Here is a 20,712-nt window from a genome sequence, read left to right on the forward strand (position 1 = left end):
TTGCCGAGCAACATCGTACTCGGATACTCAAAATTGGAGTGAATATTGCTATCTAGAAGGAAATTTACACCAAAGAATAGTCCTATTTTATGGAACCGAGTTCCTCACTCCAATTCTGCTAATTAAACACGTAATTTTTAACCTATTCATTTATCGATAAAATTTTTTACTAGTACGGTATTTCCTCGCTCCGCGAAATATTCCATAATAAAAAAGTTATCTGAAAAGATAAATTCTGCTTGCGATTCGATATCGATCATGGATATTATCTGCATGTAGAATAAATGAAACCTAGTTCCATATAATGGAACAAATAATTAAAGCCAGTAAAAACTAAGCAAAGACAACCACACAGCAGGTGCAAAATGGCGAATAAAGCAGGTGAAGATTATTCTTTGGCTCGAGTACCCCAAAGTGCTCGTAGGCCGTTCTATGAAGTGTTAATTCTACGAATTGGCGCACTCGCTTGTGTTTCACAAGTGATGTTAGGTGCAGCCCTCGGTTACGGGTTAACTTTTTGGCAGGCGTTTTGGGCGACCATCCTTGGCTCTGTAATTTTACAGGTTGTCAGTTGGGGGCTCGGAGCAGCTGCATGCCGCGAAGGAATGTCAATCAGTCTACTATCAAGGTGGTCTGGTTTTGGAAAGTTAGGTTCAGCTCTTATTGGTGGCGCGATTGCCATCTCCTTGATGGGCTGGTTTGGCGTCCAAAATGGTTTCTTTGCGGATGGAATGTATAAAGCGACTAATGTGCTAACACCAGGGACTTGGTCACTTATTACAGGTATTGCGGTGACGATTATTACGGTATATGGGTATCGATTTTTATCTATTACCGCCAATATTTCAACGCCGCTCTTTTTATTCGCGTTAGGCTGGGCAACGTATAATTTATTATCGGGTCAGGATCTTGGTACGCTTATCAATGACACTGCCCCTGCCGGGTCTTTAATGACAATGCCTGCGGCAATCACCATGGTTGCAGGTGGTTTTATTATTTCAGCGGTGACCACACCAGATATTAGCCGCTTTATGAAAAAACCGAAGGATGTCTTTTGGATGACATTAATAGGCACATTTTTCGGTGAGCTTTTAGTCAATATGATAGCGGTACTGATGGCATTAGCATTACGTACTAGCCAAGTATTTGACTTGATGATGGCATTAACAGGCTTATTAGGTGCATCGATTGTTATCTTTGCCACTATAAAAATGAACGACATTAACCTGTATTCATCATCATTAGGTTTTTCAACACTACTTAACGCTATCTTTAATAAGCGTTTTGACCGTCGTTATTTAACGTGGGTGATTGGTGTCTTCGGTACGATTGCCTCCATGTTAGGTATTTTAGACAACTTTATTAGCTTTTTGATTTACTTAGGCATCGCTATCCCGCCTGTTGCAGGGATCATGGTTGTCGACTATTACATTTTAAAACGTGACCGCAAAGAGCTTGATATCACCCGTGAACAAGGCGTGTTGCCATCTAGCTGTGAAGCTTATAACCCTGTGACTCTCGTTGTGTGGTTGTTAGCCGTTATCGTAGGCTGGGGAACATCAGAATTAGGGCCATTCCATGCTGATTATGGCATTCCTGCACTTAACTCTTTAATTACAGGTGCGCTGGCTTATTGGATTGGCATGCGCTGGCAAGCGAAAGCAAAAGGTGTCGATACCGTGCATTTTCGTAAAGTGGCTCACTTAGATTAAGGAAAGCGCGATGTCAGGTAGCAAGGTCAAAGTTGCCCTTGCTCAGTTTGATTCTGAGCTGGGGAATAAACACGCTAACTTGCAGCGCATGGCGCTGTTATGCGAACAAGCGGCAGAGTCTGGGGCGAAGTTAATTTGCTTTCCAGAATTGGCCACAACAGGTTATCGCGGTGATTTATTGAAGACTAAACTGTGGGATCTTAGTGATTCTACAGGAAGTGAAACGTATCGTTTATTTAGTGAACTTGCAACGCGCTTAAATATCACCATTGTAAGTGGTTTTGTTGAACGTGGTGACTACCTTGGGGATATCTATAACGCGGTTGGCGTTTGGAACCCTGGTTGTGAAGGTATCAGCGGCGTATTTCGAAAAGTTCATGCCTTTGGCATAGAAAAACAATGGTTTAGTCGCGGTGATAGCTTCCCTGTGTTTGATACGCCAATTGGCAAAATTGGCATCATGATTTGTTATGACATGGGGTTCCCTGAAGTTGCGCGTATTCTCACACTTCAGGGTGCTGAGTTGTTAATCGCGCCTTCTGCATGGTGTGTGCAAGATAAAGACATGTGGGACATCAATACGGCGTCTCGTGCTTTAGAAAACGGGGCACATTTACTGGCGGTTAACCGTTGGGGCCATGAAGAGGATTTACACTTATTTGGTGGCAGCAAAGTACTAGGCCCTCGCGGACAAGTGCTTTGTGAAGCAACCTGTGATGGTGAAGCGTTGCTCATGGGTGAAATTGATTTTGTTCTACAAGCCCATACACGTTTAACCATTCCGTATTTACGTGATAGAAAACCGCAAGATTACGGTGTTCTCACTCAAGGTTTTGATACATGAGTATTTTAAACAGCGTCGTTGATGTTTATCAGTTATTTTTGCGTTCAGGTAATGAGCTTACCGTTACGACGTTAGTCAATGAATTGGGTATGCCAAAGAGTTCCGCATCTCGCTTATTAAAACAAATGTCGGAACTGGGGCTGCTAGAAAAGAAAAATAATGCGCCTATTTATCGTCCGGGCTTATTAATCATGGAATTAGCACACCGTGCACGTGGAATGAACCCACTGATTGATATGACGTTAGAAGCCCTTGATGAATTGACGAAAGACTCTGGGTTTACCAGCTATGTTTCGGCGCTCGATGATGAAATGGTGCGAGTTGTTCATGCACGTTTTGGCAATAGCATGTTGCAGGTGATCACACAACCGGGCACTCGTTTGCCAATTCTTGGCACTTCAACGGGGCGGGCTTTACTAGCGCGCTTACCATTACATGAAAGAGCAAAAATTATTGGCCGTGAAGACAAAGATTTGCAAGCGAAGTTAACAGAGCAAATGAATCTGATTAATGAACGCGGATGGGAGTTTTCCGTTAACGAGTCTGTAGCGGGGGTAGCTTCGGTGTCCAGTACGGTATTTGATCCCTCACTGAATACCTTGTACGCGTTATGTCTAAGTTTGCCAGAAACACAAATGAATGAACAGGTTATGGAGCAGCTGTCCACTAACCTATGCCGTAAGGCGTCTTACCTTGGTTGCATGGTCGGAGATCCTTATTGGTTGCAAAGAAGTACCAACAAGTAATGTTATGTCATGTAGTAAAAGTAAGTAGTGAAAGTAAGTAGCACACCATAAGTAGTTTATATTATTAGTTTTTTATTTTAAGTGCGTGAATACGCCTTCATCAGGAAAAATAAGGCTTTTTTAACAATTAAGCCTTAACTTGGGTGAAATGGAATTAAGCCGTATTTTGTGTGGTTTAATTTCAAAGTAGCCCTACAACCAAATAAAAATTATTAAAATTCAAGGAAGTACAATGAGTCTAAAGCAAACCCTTTGTGCGTATGAGCTAATTGATTGCGCAAGTGTTAAGGGGGAAGATGTTGTTGCATTGTTCAAGACTTTCCCAGCAATTAAAGTTTCTTCTAAAACGGTCAAAGACCTGAAAGGTCAAAGTGATTTTGTCCGTATTCTCATTCCCGGTACTCAGGGTAAATCTCAAGGTTATCAAGCGCCTACATTGGGTATTATTGGCCGCTTAGGTGGGATTGGTGCTCGGCCTTCATGTATTGGCGTGGTTTCAGATGCTGATGGCGCTATTGCTGCCATTGCAACGGCACTGAAATTAGCACAAATGCATGAAAAAGGAGATAAATTAGTGGGTGATGTGGTGGTTACAACCCATATTTGCCCTAATGCACCGACTCGTCCTCATACCCCAGTTGATTTTATGGACTCTCCTTTGGAAGATGCTACGATGAATCAACATGAAGCTATCCCTGAAGCGGATGCTATTTTATCAGTAGATACCACCAAAGGTAATAACTTACTGAATTATAAAGGTTATGCATTATCGCCAACCGTTAAAGACGGGTACATTTTGCCTGTTTCTGATGATTTAATTCGCTTGATGGAGTGGAGCAGTGGGCAGCGTGCGGTGACATTTCCTTTATCCATTCAGGATATAACGCCGTATGGTAATGGCCTTCATCATATCAATAGTATTATGCAACCTGCCGTGTCTACCTCTGCCCCAGTTGTTGGTGTAGCTATCTGTTCTGAAACCGTGGTGCCCGGTTGTTCTACGGGAGCAAGTCATGAGATTGATATTGCTGCTGCGGTGAAATTTATGATTGAGGTAGCGAAAGCTTTTACGCAAAAACAGTGTGATTTTTATGATGCGGAGCAATATGCGTTATTGACGTCACTGTATGGCAGTATGTCTCACTTACAAGCCTCTGGCCGTTAATACTATAAAATAGCCACAGTTAATTATTAACAGCATCAATATAATTGAAATAATTAACTGTGCTCTATTGCGCAAAAACTAATTTGATTCCGCCGTGTTTTCTGTGATTTCTTCAGATTCGAGCGGAATAATCATATTGGCATGATTACCTTTTGGCCCAATTGTCACACTAAATTGGACTTTTTGGCCTGCTTTTAGTGTCCTGTAACCGTCCATTTTGATGCAGGAATAATGAGCAAAAATATCCTCTCCGCCATCAGCCGGGCAAATAAAACCAAAGCCTTTTGCGTTATTGAACCACTTAACGATACCCGTCTCCATATTTTATCCTTTAGGTTGCTAGTTGTGTTTTACAGACATGTACAAAATACACACAGAAACTAAGTAAATATACGCTGAAAATTGTTCGTAAAACATACTGTAGTAAATTGCATTCTAAGGTCAAGAGGGGAGTTTCAGGAATTATGGTAAAGTGGTAAGAATTCGATAAGCGCCAAATGTTATTTTCTGTGATATTTGATATAGCTCACAGATTGCTAAAGATAAGCGTTGAGGCGAGTGGCATGATACACTGCAAATGAAAGGCTTATTTGAGAAAAGCCATGAAAGAATTTAATGGTATAGTTTTATGTCACTATCATGTGGATTGATAGAAATCGTTGATAATAAAGACTATGCTTAATTTGAAGTTAAACACTGAGCAAGAAAGTAATGAGCGATTTTCTAGGCACATTTAAAACAGACGTCATATTCAAAGACGAAGTGGAACAAACCTTACAGCCACCGTCGATGTATAAGGTATTATTGAATAATGATGATTACACTCCGATGGATTTTGTTGTCGAAGTGTTACAAAAATACTTTTCTTTTGATGAAGAACGCGCTACACAGATAATGTTAGATGTGCATATTCAAGGAAAAGGAATTTGTGGGGTTTTTACCGCAGAGGTTGCAGAAACAAAAGCGGCGCAAGTCAATACATTTGCCCGCGAACATGAGTATCCTCTGCTTTGCACTATAGAGAAAGTCTGACCTGGCTTAATATCAATTTTGGGAGGTGCTTATGCTCAATCAAGAACTGGAGCTTAGTTTAAACGTAGCTTTTACGAAAGCGAAAGACAGTCGCCACGAATTTATGACTGTTGAGCACCTATTGCTGGCGTTACTGAGTAATATCTCGGCACGCGAAGCTTTAGAGGCTTGTAAGGTTGATCTTGTCGCTTTACGTCAAGAACTGGAACACTTCATCGCGCAAACTACACCCTTGTTACCCGAAAATGATAACAGAGACACCCAGCCAACACTCAGTTTTCAGCGTGTGTTGCAAAGGGCGGTATTCCACGTGCAGTCATCGGGGCGTAGTGAAGTTAGCGGGGCAAATGTCCTTGTCGCTATTTTCAGTGAACAAGAATCACAAGCTGCGTACTTATTGCGTAAGCACGATGTCAGCCGCTTAGATGTGGTCAATTATATTTCCCACGGTACAGTAAAAGGTGAAGAGTCGTCATCGTCAGATAACGACATGTCCAACAATAGTGCGCCGAATGAAGAGCCACCGGTCTCAGAAGACCATATGGACAACTTTACGACTAACCTGAACCAACAGGCCAAAAAAGGGAATATCGACCCGCTGGTGGGGCGTCAGGCCGAATTAGAGCGTACCATCCAAGTCTTATGCCGCCGTCGTAAAAATAACCCATTATTAGTGGGGGAGTCCGGCGTTGGTAAAACCGCGATAGCGGAAGGCCTTGCATGGCGTATCGAACAGGACGATGTGCCTGATGTCATGAAAGGTTGCACGATTTATTCCTTAGATATCGGCTCATTATTAGCGGGAACGAAATATCGTGGGGATTTTGAAAAACGTTTTAAAGCGTTGCTTAAAATGTTGGAAAAAGACCCGAAAAGTATTTTGTTTATCGATGAAATTCATACCATTATTGGCGCTGGAGCCGCATCGGGTGGGCAAGTCGATGCCGCAAATCTCATTAAACCACTGCTTTCAGGTGGGCGTATTCGAGTGATAGGCTCAACCACCTATCAGGAATTCGGTAGTATTTTTGAAAAAGACAGAGCCTTAGCGCGTCGTTTCCAAAAAATTGATATTGTGGAGCCGACACCAGAAGAAACTATCCGTATTATTAATGGGTTAAAGCCTAAATATGAAGCGCATCATGATGTGCGTTATACCGCGAAAGCCATTCAGGCAGCGGTGGATTTATCCATTAAATATATCACAGATAGGCATCTGCCAGACAAAGCGATTGATGTGATTGATGAGGCAGGGGCGCGTACGCGCTTAGTTGCGCCAAGTAAACGTAAGAAAACGATTGGTGTGCCTGAAATCGAAACGGTGGTTGCGCGTATTGCACGAATTCCAGAAAAAACGGTTTCATCGAGTGATAAAGATAAGCTCAAAACGCTTGATTCACGACTGAAAATGTTAGTGTTTGGTCAAGATAAAGCCATTGAAGCGCTCTCTGAAGCGATCAAAATGAACCGTGCTGGGTTAGGCTTAGAAAATAAACCGGTTGGTTCCTTCTTGTTTGCAGGCCCTACAGGGGTCGGTAAAACGGAAGTGACCGTGCAATTAGCTAAAGCGCTAGATATCAAATTATTGCGTTTTGATATGTCCGAATACATGGAGCGCCACACTGTCAGCCGTTTAATCGGTGCACCTCCGGGGTATGTCGGCTTTGATCAAGGCGGTTTATTGACCGATGCCGTGATCAAGCATCCGCACTCTGTGGTGTTATTGGATGAAATTGAAAAAGCGCACCCGGATGTGTTCAATATCTTACTGCAAGTGATGGATCACGGCACACTGACTGACAATAACGGCCGTAAAGCGGATTTTCGCAACGTGATTGTTGTTATGACGACGAATGCAGGGGTGCAAGAAACACAGCGCCGCTCGATTGGTTTTGCTGAGCAAGATAACAGTACGGATGCAATGTCTGAAATCAAGCGTGCTTTCTCGCCTGAGTTCCGTAATCGCCTTGATGGCATCATTTGGTTCAATTCACTGACGCCAGAAATTATCACTCAAGTTGTTGATAAATTTATTGTTGAGTTGCAAGCACAGTTGGATGAGAAGGGCGTATCTATCGAAGTGAGTGCAGCAGCACGTCGCTGGTTGTGTGAAAAAGGCTATGATAAAGCGATGGGTGCCCGACCTATGGCACGCGCAATTCAGGATAACCTGAAGAAACCATTAGCAAACGAATTACTGTTTGGTTCATTAACCAACGGCGGCTCTGTAAGTATCGGGCTTGATGAAAAAAGTAACACACTGACATACAGCTTCAGTAGCGTGCACAAGGCCTCTCCGGAGGATGCGGTATTCTGACATAATTAACCACAGGTGTATCATGCACCTGTGGTAATGTCAGGCCTTGCCTGAAGAGGTAATCAACGGCTACGGAAAATGATTCGGCCTTTGCTCAGGTCATAAGGGGTTAACTCTACAGTTACCTTGTCGCCTGTCAGGATGCGGATATAGTTTTTACGCATTTTTCCAGAAATATGAGCAGTCACCACGTGACCGTTTTCCAGTTCAACACGGAACATTGTATTTGGCAGGGTATCTAAAACTGTGCCCTGCATTTCAATATTGTCTTCTTTGGCCATCTAATCCTCTAAGTTTAATAACCGTGATTTTTAACGGGCAAGATAATGCCCAAAAACCCGCACTAAGTAAAGAAGTGTCGCATTTTAACGCAATCTTTATACTTATGTGAAGGAATAAAATTAATAATAAACCAACGTTCACTAGTCGAAAATTGGCGGTAATTCAATCGATTGCGGTATCCAGCAGGCGGGGTCTATCCCTTTGTCACGCCACCGATAAAGAATATGTAAAAAATCCCTACGGGATATTTCTTTTGCGCCGAGTGAGGCGGTGTGGTGGTTAAGTACCTGACAATCAAAAAGCTGCCCATTATAGCGCAAAAAATGAAAATAGAATGTAATAAAAGCAAATTTGGATGCATCATTCATTCTACTGAACATAGATTCCCCACAAAACAGGTGCCCCATGTTCACACCGTACAAGCCACCAACCAGTTTATCGCCATACCAAGCTTCAACTGAATGGGCTAACCCTTCATGGTGTAACTCAAGGTAACCTGCTTGCACTTCAGGCAGGATCCATGTTCCTTCTTCACGCACAGAACACTCGTCAATAACATCCTTGAAAGCATGATTAATAGTAATGCGATAAGTCTGCTTTTTTAATACTTTTTTCATCGAGCGGCTGATGTGTAAATCTCCCATCATTAAGACTGCTCGAGGGTCTGGTGACCACCATAAAGGCATCTCACTTGGATTGAACCAAGGGAAGATACCATCATAATACGCTGCTTGCAGCCTTTTTGATGAAAGATCTCCCCCGATGGCTAATAAACCATTGGGTTCCCGCATCGCTTCCGACACGGGAGGGAACAAATATGAGTCATCATCAAGTTGATACATACCGCGCCTCAGTGCGTTTTCTGAGCCCAATGGCGCTGACGGAATTGGTAGTATTGACCTTGCCTATCTAACAGCGCTTGATGGGTGCCTTGTTCGACAATTTTACCACTATCCATCACGCAGATGTTATCCATTTCTTCAAGACCTTGCATGCGATGGGTAATCACAATTAATGTTTTATCTGCACATTTTTCTTTTAACAGCGCTAAAATTTGCTGCTCTGTCTGTGCGTCTAGCCCTTCTGTAGGCTCATCCATCAGTACCAGCGGTGTGTTGTGCAATAATGCACGAGCTATGCCTAAACGGCGTTGTTCACCCCCAGATAACTGGCGGCCACCTTCCCCCATCCATGCATTAAGCTTTAATTCATTTTCAAGCAAATTGCCTAAACCAACTTGTTGTAAAACCTCATTCAGCTCAGCATCGCTAGCTTGCTCATTTGCTAATAATAAATTATTACGCAGCGTATCACTAAACACATGCACGCGTTGCGGTACAACCGACATGATGCTACGCAGCGATTTCTCACTAAATGCGTTAATTGGCTGACCATTTAATGTAATTGCCCCGCTATCGACATCCCATGCGCGGGTTAACAATTGTAATAGTGTTGATTTACCACAGCCCGTTTTTCCAAGCAGAGCAAGGTGTTGGCCTTTGGTTAAACTCAACGACACATTATTGAGCACGGCAAAAGGCTGTTCAGGGTAGGTAAACGAAATATTATCGACCGTTAGGTTTTCCAATGTGGTCATTGAAGGGCTTTCACTCGGGAAAGTCACCTCAGGCTTTGCGGTCATTAATTGGGATACGCGGGTTGCAGATGCAATAACTTGCCCCATATGTTGGAAAGCAACGGCTACAGGACCTAACGCTTCAAAAGCCGCTAAGGCGCAGAAAACAAATAACGCAATCAAGGCTCCGGGTTTAGTGTCACCGCCAACATGCTCTGCTGCCATCCACAATAGCAAGGTAGCAGTCACACCTGACGCAAATAAAATAATGGCTTGGGATAACCCTGTCAGTGCTGCTTGTTGTTGCTGACGTATTTGCCAGTTGTTTTCAATTTGCCAAAGATTTTGGCGAAAACGTTCAGTGGCACCAAATAAGGTTAACTCAGCTTGCCCTTGCAGTGCTGACGTCAAAATCGTGCGGTAATCGCCGCGAAGTTCGGTCAGCTCACGGCCAATGGGTTTACCTGCGCGATAAAAAACAAATGGCATGGTGAATAGCAAGAACAACATCACGCCACCTAGCGTCCAAGCAAGGCGCGGGTCAAGGTAGCTTAAGCCAAAAATTAACACGAACGTGACGAAAAATGCCGTGATAATTGGTGATAAAACACGTAAATAGAGGTGGTCAAGTGTTTCGACATCAGCCACTAGGCGGTTCAACAGATCCCCTTGGCGAAAGCGGCTAATTCCTCCCGGTGAGAGTGGCAGTACTTTACTAAAGGCGAAGACGCGTAAATGAGCAAGGACTTTGAATGTCGCATCATGGCTGACTAAACGCTCGCCATAGCGCCCCGCAGTACGAAAAATTGCCGCACCGCGTACGCCAGCTGCGGGGAGCATGTAGTTGAAATAATACAGGCCTGGGAAACCTGCGATAGCCGTACCCGCTAAAAACCAACCTGAAAGTGTTAATAGACCAATACTGGCAAGTAGCGTCACAATTGCCAAAATGATCCCAAGAGTAATCAGGAACCAATGACGGCGGTAGAGGGCTAAGAAGGGATATAAAACTTTCATTATCAGAGCTCCTCACTGCGGTGGGCTAATAACTGGGCAAATGCCCCTTCAGACTGGCTGAGTTGTTGGTAACTACCTTGTTGAATGATTTGGCCGTTTGCCATCACCCAAATTTGGTCGTAATCCACGGTTTCTTCTAATAAGTGAGTGACAAGCAACGTGGTTTGTTGCTCAGATAGCTGGTTCAGCGTCTGCATGACTCGTTGTTCACTATGTGAATCAAGGCTTGCTGCGGGTTCATCTAGCAGCAGTAGCCGCGATGGTTTCAGTAGCACGCGCGCGACAGCAACACGTTGCGCTTGCCCAACTGAGAGCCTCGCTGCGTAATCACCAAGGCGGGTATTTAAACCATCAGGTAAATGAGGTAAAAACTCGGAGACATAAGCCTTGTCGATGGCACTTTGAATTTCTGTCTCGGTCGCATTAGGTTTACCTAAGCAGATATTTTCAATGAGTGTTTGTTCTGGGAGATGTGGGTTTTGCCCAACCCAACCCAGTAATTCACGCCATTTATCAGGGCACAGCTCACGCAGTTCAATATCATTTACAGTCACTGAACCGTGGTAAGGCAAAAAGCCGAGTAATAAATTGAGTAATGAGCTTTTACCTGCACCACTTTGCCCAACGAGTGCGATACGTTGTTGTGGCTCGATGGTGAAGTTAAGTGGGCCTGCAAGGCGGACACCATCGTGGGATAAAATTTCGAGCTGATTGGCTTGAATGCGGATCGGTTCACCCGAGAGCGTTTTCGTCCCTTGCTGTGGCTTTTCTTCGCCATCGCTATTTAGCAGTGTTTCTAAGGTTTCAGCCGCGCCAACGGCTTGCGCTTTAGCATGGTAATAAGTACCCAGATCGCGAAGTGGCTGGAAAAATTCAGGGGATAGGATCAACGCAAGGAAGCCAGCAAACAACGTAACAGGTAAGCCATAGCTCCCAAAATTCATTTCACCTAAATACGAGAACCCGAAGTATACCGCGACGACAGCAATGGAGATCGAGGCAAAAAATTCCAATACACCAGAAGATAAAAATGCCATGCGCAGCACTTCCATGGTTCTGGAGCGGAAATCTTCAGTTGATTCACGAATTTGCTGTATTTCGGCTTTTTCTCGGAAAAATAAACGAAGGGTATCAAGCCCCCTTAGTCTATCTAAGAAGCTACCGCTTAATCGACCAAGCGCAATGAAGTTACGACGGTTTGCATCAGCAGCCCCTAGGCCGACTAATGCCATAAAAATAGGAATTAAGGGCGCTGTGACAAACAAAATCATCGCCGCCGCCCAGTTAAATGGGAAGATGGCGATAAGGATCATGACAGGCACAATCCCAGCTAAATACATTTGAGGAAGGTAGCGTGAGTAGTAATCCTGCATATCTTCAATTTGCTCAAGAATAATGGTTGCCCAGCTTCCAGCGGGTTTGCCTTTAACCCATACAGGGCCGAGTTCTTGAAGTTTATCGAGTACGCGAGTACGAATTTCTTGGCGAACAACTTGACCACAACGAAAACCAACCCGTTCTCGAATGTAAGTCACTATGGCACGTAAAATAAATACGCCAATCAGAAGGCAAAATGGGGTCAATAGCTGTTCTCGCGGGGTGCCATCCATAATCAGGGCTTGAAGGATGACCGCTAAGAACCAAGCTTGAGCAATAATCAGTAATCCACTTACCATGCCTAATAGCATGGAGATCCGCAACCAGCGCTTAGCAGGTGCACTGTGTTGTTTTAACCAACGTACCAATTCAGTCTGTCTTGATTTATCCATAATGATTTAGTTAGCAGGTGTCGTTTTAATGTCATTGAGTATAGTTAGGTTATGAAAACCTAACAGCGTTTTGTCGTTCACTGTGAGTCAAATAACATCAGGGCGGTAAATGATGATCAAACAACGCATTTAATAAAAATAGTGAAAGCGGTGTTTTTGATCTCGACCTGTAATTCGATTATTACGCTACATCATAACAGCTTAAGTGGCAGATGTTGCATAATAAAAGTCGGTTATTTAAGGTGGAAAGTGCTTTGTTATCAAATTGTTCTGTAAAGGTAAAATGAATATTTCAATTCAGAACAAAATCTAAAAGTGATGGAATGCTACCGTATCTTCACGTAATGAGAAGACGGCTTAACATAAAACTGTTAAGCCGTTGGCATTTTAAGGGGAATTAAGGGATGGGGGTAATGTTTAACCACTCTTTCGGTTTTAAGGTAAATTGCCCATTTAGCAAATTATCCCAAGCTTGGTCTTTTTTCTGAACGGTATTGAACGAATGGCTTTGTGTATCGACAACTTCCCAGCTCTGTTCTATTTCTTGCCAAACATTGCAATCAATGGTTGAACTGGTGGGGTAGGAATAACACATAATGACATCGTCTTTCCCATCTTGATTTACATCTGCCATAAAACCTAAGCATGAATAAGGTTCATGCTTCGATGTGCAATACCATGCACTGCTGAGGTTCTCACCCAGATCAAACCAACTATCCGGTAAAGTAGGGCTATTTTTCGCCTGTATTAGCACTTCTTTCAGTGGTATTCGTTGCTCCTCGGCATAAGGGCTGGTTTGGAATTGCTTTTGGTATTCAGGATTGCTATTGAGTTGTTCAAACGCGAGCTTACCTTCAGGCCCTAATTGTTTTAAGTCATACGCGAGTGAGCTATTTACTTTGATTTTGCCGTTATTCACGCCCGTTACAATGCTATTGATGGTTATAGTTTTGAAATTAGCAATAGGGCTATTAATGACTAAAATAATCGCAATAAGGGAGAGAATACCCACTTTATTAATTGTGCCGAGTGAAGTCATCCACAATGCTTTTTTGCGAATGATAGCAAGGCTATAGGCCAAAACAACCAAAGCTAAAAATAGCGCGACGGTAAAGGCATATAATCGCTCGACGCTCCAACTGTATTGGTTAACTCGCACAAGAATGCCGTACAGTGAAAGCCCTGAGAAGGCGTTGAGCAAGATAATGTTAATTAACACAAAGGCATTCAGCCCTTTGCGAAATTGATATTGTGTACTGCCATCACCATAAACAAAATTAATAAAAATGAGATTAAGGATAACAAACCACAGCATTACGGCGGAGCCTAAGCCTGCGGAGTCCAGCCCTGAAAAATAGGAAATAACAAAGCCACCTAAGAAAATGACTGCAACTACGTTTAATAACGGCAGGAAAAAACGGGCAATAAAGCTCACAAAGTTACTGAGTTGAATATCAACAGCTGCACGTAAAAAGGTTAAACCAATATTAAAACCAAGGGTAAAACTGACCCAATAAATAACTTCATTATCAAGGATATCACTTAAAAAATGTAAATTAACAATGCCAAATAAAAAGCTAGCTAATTTCACAATTAAGGTCAATAACCCACCAATTGCTGCGGCTGATATCCCTAAGAAGGTATTTTTAATATATAACCCCATTAAGCAACTGTAATTAATTTTCCATGTGCGTGTTGTTTGCAGTAATTGCATCCATGGGAGCATGAAAAATAACAGGACAGTCAGCGTAAGGAATGCAATAAAGGGGTTTGCATCTGAGGCGTTTTTAAAATCTTGGCTATGCCAAAAGTTAATCCAATAGGTAAGAGCGATGGTTAAGACGATGCTGAGATAAAAAAATATGGATTTAGCGTTAGTGATTAAATAGCTCACTACTGATGGTACGAATATCGCCAGTAACATTGGCAGGAATACTGTAGCTGCATCTAACTGACTGTCAGAGCGAATGGAGTAATCTGTTGTTGCGGCAATGACGATACCCTGAATGATGGCGAGTATGATAACAATTAAATACGAATAGCCACGAACGATATCACGCCCTGATGGTTGCTCCATATCGATACCTATAAAGTTAAAATCATGTAAAAAACAGTATAGACAGAGCAGGGGAAGGGCAATATAAACTTGCTCTTAAAAATACGTAGCGATGCGAAGTATCAGAAATGAAATCATAAAAAAGGCAGCCACCTGTTAAAGTTACTGCCTAAACCGAAAGTATATTGCGATTATTTAGATGCTAAACCGTCAAGATAGCGCTCGGCATCTAATGCCGCCATACAGCCTGTACCTGCGGAGGTAATCGCTTGGCGATAGATATGATCCATCACATCGCCTGCTGCAAATACACCCTCTACAGAGGTTTGTGTTGCGTTTCCTTGGGTGCCAGATTGTACTTTGATATAACCATTATCTAAATCGAGTTGACCATCAAAAATAGCGGTGTTTGGGCTGTGGCCAATCGCGATAAAGGCCCCCATCACTGGGATATCCTCAGTGGTATGGGTTTTTGTACATTCAAGGCGCACACCTGTTACACCCATATCATCACCTAACACTTCATTTAAGGTACGATCGGTATGCAGGATGATATTGCCGTTTTCGACTTTATCCATTAAACGGTTGATCAGGATTTTTTCTGCGCGGAAGCTATCACGGCGATGAATTAAATGCACTTCAGAAGCAATATTGGATAAATACAGGGCTTCTTCAACAGCTGTATTACCGCCACCAACGACAGCAACTTTTTGATTACGATAGAAAAAACCGTCGCATGTTGCACATGCAGAAACACCTCGGCCTTTAAAGGCTTCTTCAGAAGGTAAGCCGATATAACGTGCAGATGCACCGGTTGCGATAATAAGTGCATCACAGGTATATTCGTTTTCATCACCAAATAAACGGAATGGACGTTGTTTTAAATCCACTTTATTGATGTGATCAGAAATAATTTCGGTTTCAAATTTCGCAGCGTGCTCATGCATACGTTCCATGAGACCTGGACCGGTTAGGCCTTCAGGGTCACCCGGCCAGTTTTCGACTTCAGTTGTTGTCGTTAATTGACCGCCTTTTTCCACCCCAGTAATCAGTGCAGGACTTAAATTTGCGCGAGCGGCATAGACTGCGGCGGTATAACCTGCGGGGCCTGAACCTAAAATGATTAACTTGCGATGTGTGGTTGTGCTCATGAATTCCTCTTTTAATCTCAAAAAAAGCATTCTTAGGATTGTAGGAGAAATAGGAAGGTAACAAAAGTGATTTAAGTGCGACTTGGTTTTGTGCCACTTATTTCTCTGATAGGCAAGACGACTAAATGTAAGAAAGTGTGACAAAAAGGTAAGGCCGTCACGCTTCATAATTTTTAGGAATTATCTTGAATTAGGGCTGCGAAACGTTTTACTGGAAAAAAAAGCGAAATCTTGTACTGATTTTTATTCATTTGCTTTGACAATCGGCTGCGCATTTGCGAAAACATCTATGTAAGAGTTAATTATCTAGCAGATCAATGAAAATGGCGCATTTTTGTTCTTGATGGAAAGTTGGCTTTACACTACTTACAAACTTAAAAAATAAGTCACGATTGTGAATGATCATTACATTCACACGAACTTCAGCACTATAAATAGAATTTGCCCTGAACACGAATTCCTAATAAAAAAGGTAGTTGGCAAGGGGCTCATTTTATAGATGTAGAAAATAACAATTAGAGAAAGAGAGATAAAGAGATGATTGACAATAAAAAGCGTCCTGGCAAAGACCTTGACCGTATCGACAGGAATATATTAAACGAACTCCAAAAAGACGGGCGTATTTCTAACGTAGAATTATCCAAGCGTGTTGGTTTATCACCAACGCCTTGTTTAGAGCGTGTACGCCGTCTTGAAAGACAAGGTTTTATTTCAGGCTATACCGCCCTGTTGAACCCACATTACTTGGATGCGTCCCTGTTAGTGTTTGTTGAAATTACACTAAACCGTGGTGCGCCAGATGTGTTCGAACAGTTTAATACTGCAGTTCAAAAGCTTGAAGAAATTCAAGAATGTCACTTAGTATCAGGTGACTTTGACTACTTGTTGAAAACGCGTGTGCCAGATATGTCCGCATATCGTAAGCTACTAGGTGAGACGCTGTTACGTTTACCAGGTGTAAACGACACACGTACCTATGTAGTTATGGAAGAAGTTAAACAAAGCAACCGTTTAGTGATTAAAACTCGCTAATCAAGGCTTTTGTGACCTCACTTCAGCACAGCATTATCAGCTTTGTTGTCGCACTGCAGTTTCAACGCTGAGTTTACTCAGCGTTGTTCCGTTTTAGAGCCTAATAATTTCCGAAAATTTCCCTTTTAAATCGGCCAGTTGACTGTAAGCTCAGCCTTTCTTACGTAATTTTATGAAAATCCCTTAGTTATCGATAAGTTTTATTATCAATTTATTGATTTTAAAGCTATAAATAATTAGGAGTTTTGTCGATAAATAGAAATTGAATCCGATTTCATTAGATGAAATACTGGGTCATTATGTATTAATCGTGCATTCATTTTCCTTAGGGGCCGCTAAACAGGCATCATAGGGCGATTAATGTTAGAATAAACAGAATCAGTAAAGAAAATTAGTTAGTAAAGAAACAATAATGAGCCAAGAATATACAGAAGATAAATACATCAAATTTAAAAAACTCAGTAGTGGAAGACGGCTACTTGAGGTGATTTTGCTCGCGATTTGCTTAAGTGCAGTCTTTCTTATGGTTGCATTGGTAAGCTTTAGTCCTTCAGACCCTAGTTGGTCGCAAACCACGTGGAATGCCCCAGTGAAAAACTTGGGTGGCAGTGTGGGGTCATGGAGCGCTGATATTCTTTTTTCTGCTTTTGGTATTCTGGCTTTTGCCATTCCACCGTTATTATTATTGGGCTGTTGGGCTATCTATCATTATGAAAGCCAGCGCCGCTACATCGACTTTTTCTCGCTTTCTTTACGCCTTATCGGTGGCCTAGCTCTGATCCTTTCTTCCTGTGGTTTAGCCGCACTTAATTTTGATGATCTGCCCAATTTTGCTTCAGGTGGTGTGATTGGGAGCGTATTTAGCAGCGCTATTATGCCGTGGTTTAATTCATTAGGTGCCACACTGGCATTGTTGTTCTTATGGGCAATAAGCTTCACCTTATTTACGGGTTGGTCATGGTTGACCATTGCGGAGAAAATTGGTGCCGCAATCCTTCTTCCGATTACATTATTAACGAATCGCGCCAGAGGCGACGATATAGATGATTATGATGTAGAGGAAACGGAAGATGCGTTGCAGAGAGCGCAAGAGGCTGAGCACTTAGCAAATGATAACGATCAGCTCCTTGATGCTGACGATGTGCTATTTTCAGCGCCAACTGTTGCTGAGCTTGCGATAGAAAACGTACCACAAGCGGAAGTGATTGAAGAACAACGTCATGTCGAAGCACCAGTAGCAATGCCAGAAGTCGCTTCAGCGACAGAGCTAGATACATTGCCATCATTTACAGCGGCGGATGAGCCAAATACATATCACTTTGAAGTCCCAGATGATTACCAGCCACAATTAGGTGGTGGTTTTGAGAAACAAGCAGAACCGATATTTGAACCTGCCGTCTCTTCGCCAAATTATGTACCTGTCACGCCGCCAGCGTTCAGTCCAGTCAATGATGTTCATCAACAACATCAAGAAAATCAGGCGTTTGTTGAAGCCCTTAACACGCCATCGACGCCAGTCATTCCTGAGCCACAAAATACATTTATTCCTCAATCCCCTTCTGAATTATTTACACCTGCACCAATGATTGGGGATGTTGCAGTTAGTTCTTCAGTGAGTGATCGGGTTGCTGACCCAGCGGCTTTAGCCGCTGCAGGAATTTCCATTGCTGCACTTGAGCGCCATGCTCAGATTAAACAAAACATGGAACCTGAACTACCAAGGCCTAACCCTGTGCGTTTACCAACGCGTCGCGAATTGTATGGAATTCGCATTCCATCACAGCGAGATGCAGAGCTACAACGTCGCCAAGAAGAAGCCTCTAAACGCGAAGAAATATATCAGCAGTGGTCAACAAATGATGTGGAAGATGAACAGAACAGTGATGATGCACAGCAAGCTGAACTATTACGGGCTGAATTCATAGAGCAGCAACGTGAACGTTACGGTGAGGTGGATAATTCTGATTATGAGCCGCCTATTGCGCAAACCTCGCCTGTAGATTTATCTGAGCCTCTACAGAATGAGCAAGGTGAACAAACGCCTGCCAATTCATGGACGCAGCCAGCAATCGAACATCGTTGGCCATCTTCCTCTGATTTATCGACAAACACGCATAAATTTGCAGAACCAGAAATTCCATCTATTGTTCCTAGTGACTCTTTTGAGAGTCCTATTGATGATGAACAAGATGACTTTGAACCGAAGATTGATTTACGAAAAGAGTTCTCAGTATTAGACAGCTTCTCTCCTGTAGATGATTTAGTGGATGAAAAGCCAGCGGATCCACTCTTTATGCCAACGTTTACCGCTGTTGAGCAGCCAGTGGTTCCTCAAAATAATTCATATTCAGGACTTGGCAATAGCCAGCCAGCAACACACACTTTTGCGCAGCCACAGCAGCCACAGCAGCCACAGCAGCCACAGCAGCCACAGCAGCCACAGCAGCCACAGCAGCCACAGCAGCCACAGCAAGATAGCTTATTCCACCCGTTCTTGGTGCGTAATGACCAGCCATTACCAAAACCAACAACGCCGATGCCTTCTCTTGATCTACTGGCAAGTCCACCAGAGCAAGAAGAACCCGTGGACATGTTTAAACTGGAGCAAACAGCAAGGCTAATTGAGGCTCGGTTAAATGATTACCGCGTGAAAGCCGAAGTTGTCGGCTTCTCACCTGGGCCTGTTATCACTCGTTTTGAGCTTGATTTAGCGCCGGGTGTCAAAGCAGCCCGTATTTCGACATTATCCCGTGACCTTGCACGCTCATTGTCAACGGTGGCTGTGCGTGTCGTTGAAGTGATCCCCGGTAAACCGTATGTCGGGCTTGAATTACCGAATGAAAAACGCCAAACCGTTTATTTGAGCGAAGTATTAGATTGTGATGATTTTAGAAAAAATCCATCACCACTGACCATCGTACTTGGTAAAGATATCGAAGGTGATCCTGTTGTCGCTGATTTAGCGAAAATGCCACACTTATTAGTGGCGGGTACAACAGGTTCAGGTAAATCGGTTGGGGTCAATGCGATGATCCTCAGTATCTTGTATAAAGCGAAACCTGAAGATGTGCGCTTTATCATGATCGACCCGAAAATGTTGGAACTTTCTATCTATGAAGGGATCCCACACTTATTAACCGAAGTGGTCACAGACATGAAAGACGCGGCAAATGCACTGCGTTGGTGTGTCAACGAGATGGAGCGCCGCTATAAACTGATGTCTGCATTAGGCGTTCGTAACTTAGCGGGCTATAACGAAAAAATTAAAGCGGCGGCAGATATGCAGCGCCCAATTCCAGATCCATTCTGGAAGCCGGGTGACAGCATGGAAACGGAACATCCAACGCTGAAAAAAGAGCCTTATATCGTCGTCATGGTGGATGAGTTCGCAGACTTGATGATGACCGCTGGGAAAAAAGTGGAAGAGTTGATAGCTAGGTTGGCACAAAAAGCCCGTGCTGCGGGTATCCACTTAGTTCTCGCGACTCAGCGCCCTTCAGTCGATATCATAACTGGGTTAATTAAAGCCAACATTCCAACGCGTATCGCCTTTACGGTATCGAGCAAAATTGACTCGCGAACAATCCTTGACCAAGGTGGCGCAGAGTCACTATTGGGAATGGGTGACATGCTTTACTTACCGCCTAACTCATCAATCCCAGTGCGTGTACATGGTGCGTTTGTTCGTGACCAAGAAGTGCATGCGGTGGTGAATGATTGGAAGGCACGCGGTAAACCGCAATATATTGATAGCATCACAACATGCAGTGATGATAGCGAAGGTGGCGGTTATGATGGTGGCGGTGAAGAACTTGACCCACTGTTTGACCAAGCTGTTGAATTTGTTGTTGATAAACAACGTGTTTCTATTTCTGGCGTTCAACGCCAATTCCGTATTGGTTATAACCGTGCTGCGAGAATTGTCGAGCAAATGGAACTCCAAGGCATTGTCAGCGAACAAGGTCATAATGGGAACCGAGAAGTACTTGCGCCGCCGTCAATGGGGCATTAAA

15 protein-coding genes are annotated in these 20,712 nt (G+C 43.2%); 8 read left to right on the plus strand and 7 right to left on the minus strand.

The window, feature by feature from the left end; all coding sequences use genetic code 11:
* Positions 1–365: 365 nt before the first annotated feature.
* From AC4IFT_RS09915 to AC4IFT_RS09930, 4 genes are all read left to right on the plus strand, one after another.
* On the plus strand, positions 366–1,712 hold the full coding sequence (locus tag AC4IFT_RS09915; protein WP_353243245.1) for a purine-cytosine permease family protein: 1,347 nt from the start codon (positions 366–368) through the stop codon (positions 1,710–1,712).
* A 10-nt stretch (positions 1,713–1,722) separates the two neighbouring features.
* Positions 1,723–2,556: a nitrilase-related carbon-nitrogen hydrolase gene (locus AC4IFT_RS09920; protein WP_490733014.1), complete on the plus strand. Its 834-nt coding sequence runs from the start codon at positions 1,723–1,725 to the stop codon at positions 2,554–2,556.
* Positions 2,553–3,302 (plus strand): IclR family transcriptional regulator, encoded by a 750-nt coding sequence (locus AC4IFT_RS09925; RefSeq protein ID WP_490733012.1) that lies wholly within the window; start codon positions 2,553–2,555, stop codon positions 3,300–3,302. Before AC4IFT_RS09920 ends, AC4IFT_RS09925 begins: the two co-directional genes overlap by 4 nt.
* A gap of 232 nt (positions 3,303–3,534) precedes the next feature.
* Positions 3,535–4,467 (plus strand): DUF1177 domain-containing protein, encoded by a 933-nt coding sequence (locus AC4IFT_RS09930; protein WP_490733010.1) that lies wholly within the window; start codon positions 3,535–3,537, stop codon positions 4,465–4,467.
* Between the two features lie 78 nt (positions 4,468–4,545).
* Here AC4IFT_RS09930 and cspD read toward each other — a convergent pair whose 3' ends face one another.
* Complete coding sequence (gene cspD / locus AC4IFT_RS09935) at positions 4,546–4,788, minus strand: cold shock domain-containing protein CspD (RefSeq protein WP_490733008.1); 243 nt, start codon at positions 4,786–4,788, stop codon at positions 4,546–4,548.
* Positions 4,789–5,178: 390 nt separating this feature from the next.
* Between cspD and clpS the strand changes: the two genes are divergently transcribed.
* Both clpS and clpA read left to right on the plus strand, forming a co-directional pair.
* Positions 5,179–5,499 carry an ATP-dependent Clp protease adapter ClpS gene (clpS, locus tag AC4IFT_RS09940; protein ID WP_206085439.1) on the plus strand — a complete coding sequence of 107 codons (321 nt, stop codon included), beginning with the start codon at positions 5,179–5,181 and terminating at the stop codon, positions 5,497–5,499.
* A 31-nt stretch (positions 5,500–5,530) separates the two neighbouring features.
* A complete protein-coding gene (gene clpA, locus AC4IFT_RS09945; protein ID WP_490733006.1) occupies positions 5,531–7,816 on the plus strand; it encodes an ATP-dependent Clp protease ATP-binding subunit ClpA in 2,286 nt (761 codons plus the stop codon).
* Between the two features lie 62 nt (positions 7,817–7,878).
* Here clpA and infA read toward each other — a convergent pair whose 3' ends face one another.
* The 6 genes from infA to trxB all read right to left on the minus strand — a co-directional run bounded on the left by infA (position 7,879) and on the right by trxB (position 15,667).
* The gene (gene infA, locus AC4IFT_RS09950) at positions 7,879–8,097 is read right to left on the minus strand and encodes a translation initiation factor IF-1 (RefSeq protein WP_004244560.1); all 219 of its coding nucleotides are present in this window, start codon (positions 8,095–8,097) and stop codon (positions 7,879–7,881) included.
* 141 nt (positions 8,098–8,238) lie between these two features.
* On the minus strand, positions 8,239–8,940 hold the full coding sequence (gene aat / locus AC4IFT_RS09955; RefSeq protein ID WP_490751241.1) for a leucyl/phenylalanyl-tRNA--protein transferase: 702 nt from the start codon (positions 8,938–8,940) through the stop codon (positions 8,239–8,241).
* Positions 8,941–8,948: 8 nt separating this feature from the next.
* Positions 8,949–10,691 (minus strand): heme ABC transporter ATP-binding protein/permease CydC, encoded by a 1,743-nt coding sequence (cydC, locus tag AC4IFT_RS09960; protein ID WP_490751242.1) that lies wholly within the window; start codon positions 10,689–10,691, stop codon positions 8,949–8,951.
* Between the two features lie 2 nt (positions 10,692–10,693).
* Positions 10,694–12,460, minus strand: coding sequence for a heme ABC transporter permease/ATP-binding protein CydD (gene cydD / locus AC4IFT_RS09965; RefSeq protein WP_490751243.1), 1,767 nt, complete (start codon positions 12,458–12,460; stop codon positions 10,694–10,696).
* Between the two features lie 397 nt (positions 12,461–12,857).
* Positions 12,858–14,537 (minus strand): DUF7057 domain-containing protein, encoded by a 1,680-nt coding sequence (locus AC4IFT_RS09970; protein WP_490751244.1) that lies wholly within the window; start codon positions 14,535–14,537, stop codon positions 12,858–12,860.
* Positions 14,538–14,707: 170 nt separating this feature from the next.
* The gene (gene trxB, locus AC4IFT_RS09975; protein WP_273804468.1) at positions 14,708–15,667 is read right to left on the minus strand and encodes a thioredoxin-disulfide reductase; all 960 of its coding nucleotides are present in this window, start codon (positions 15,665–15,667) and stop codon (positions 14,708–14,710) included.
* A 537-nt stretch (positions 15,668–16,204) separates the two neighbouring features.
* Between trxB and lrp the strand changes: the two genes are divergently transcribed.
* Positions 16,205–16,699, plus strand: coding sequence for a leucine-responsive transcriptional regulator Lrp (gene lrp, locus AC4IFT_RS09980; protein WP_004918089.1), 495 nt, complete (start codon positions 16,205–16,207; stop codon positions 16,697–16,699).
* Between the two features lie 412 nt (positions 16,700–17,111).
* Positions 17,112–20,711 carry a DNA translocase FtsK 4TM domain-containing protein gene (locus AC4IFT_RS09985; RefSeq protein WP_490751245.1) on the plus strand — a complete coding sequence of 1,200 codons (3,600 nt, stop codon included), beginning with the start codon at positions 17,112–17,114 and terminating at the stop codon, positions 20,709–20,711.
* Position 20,712 lies beyond the last annotated feature (1 nt).

The organism is Providencia sp. UF-183 (assembly GCF_058246155.1).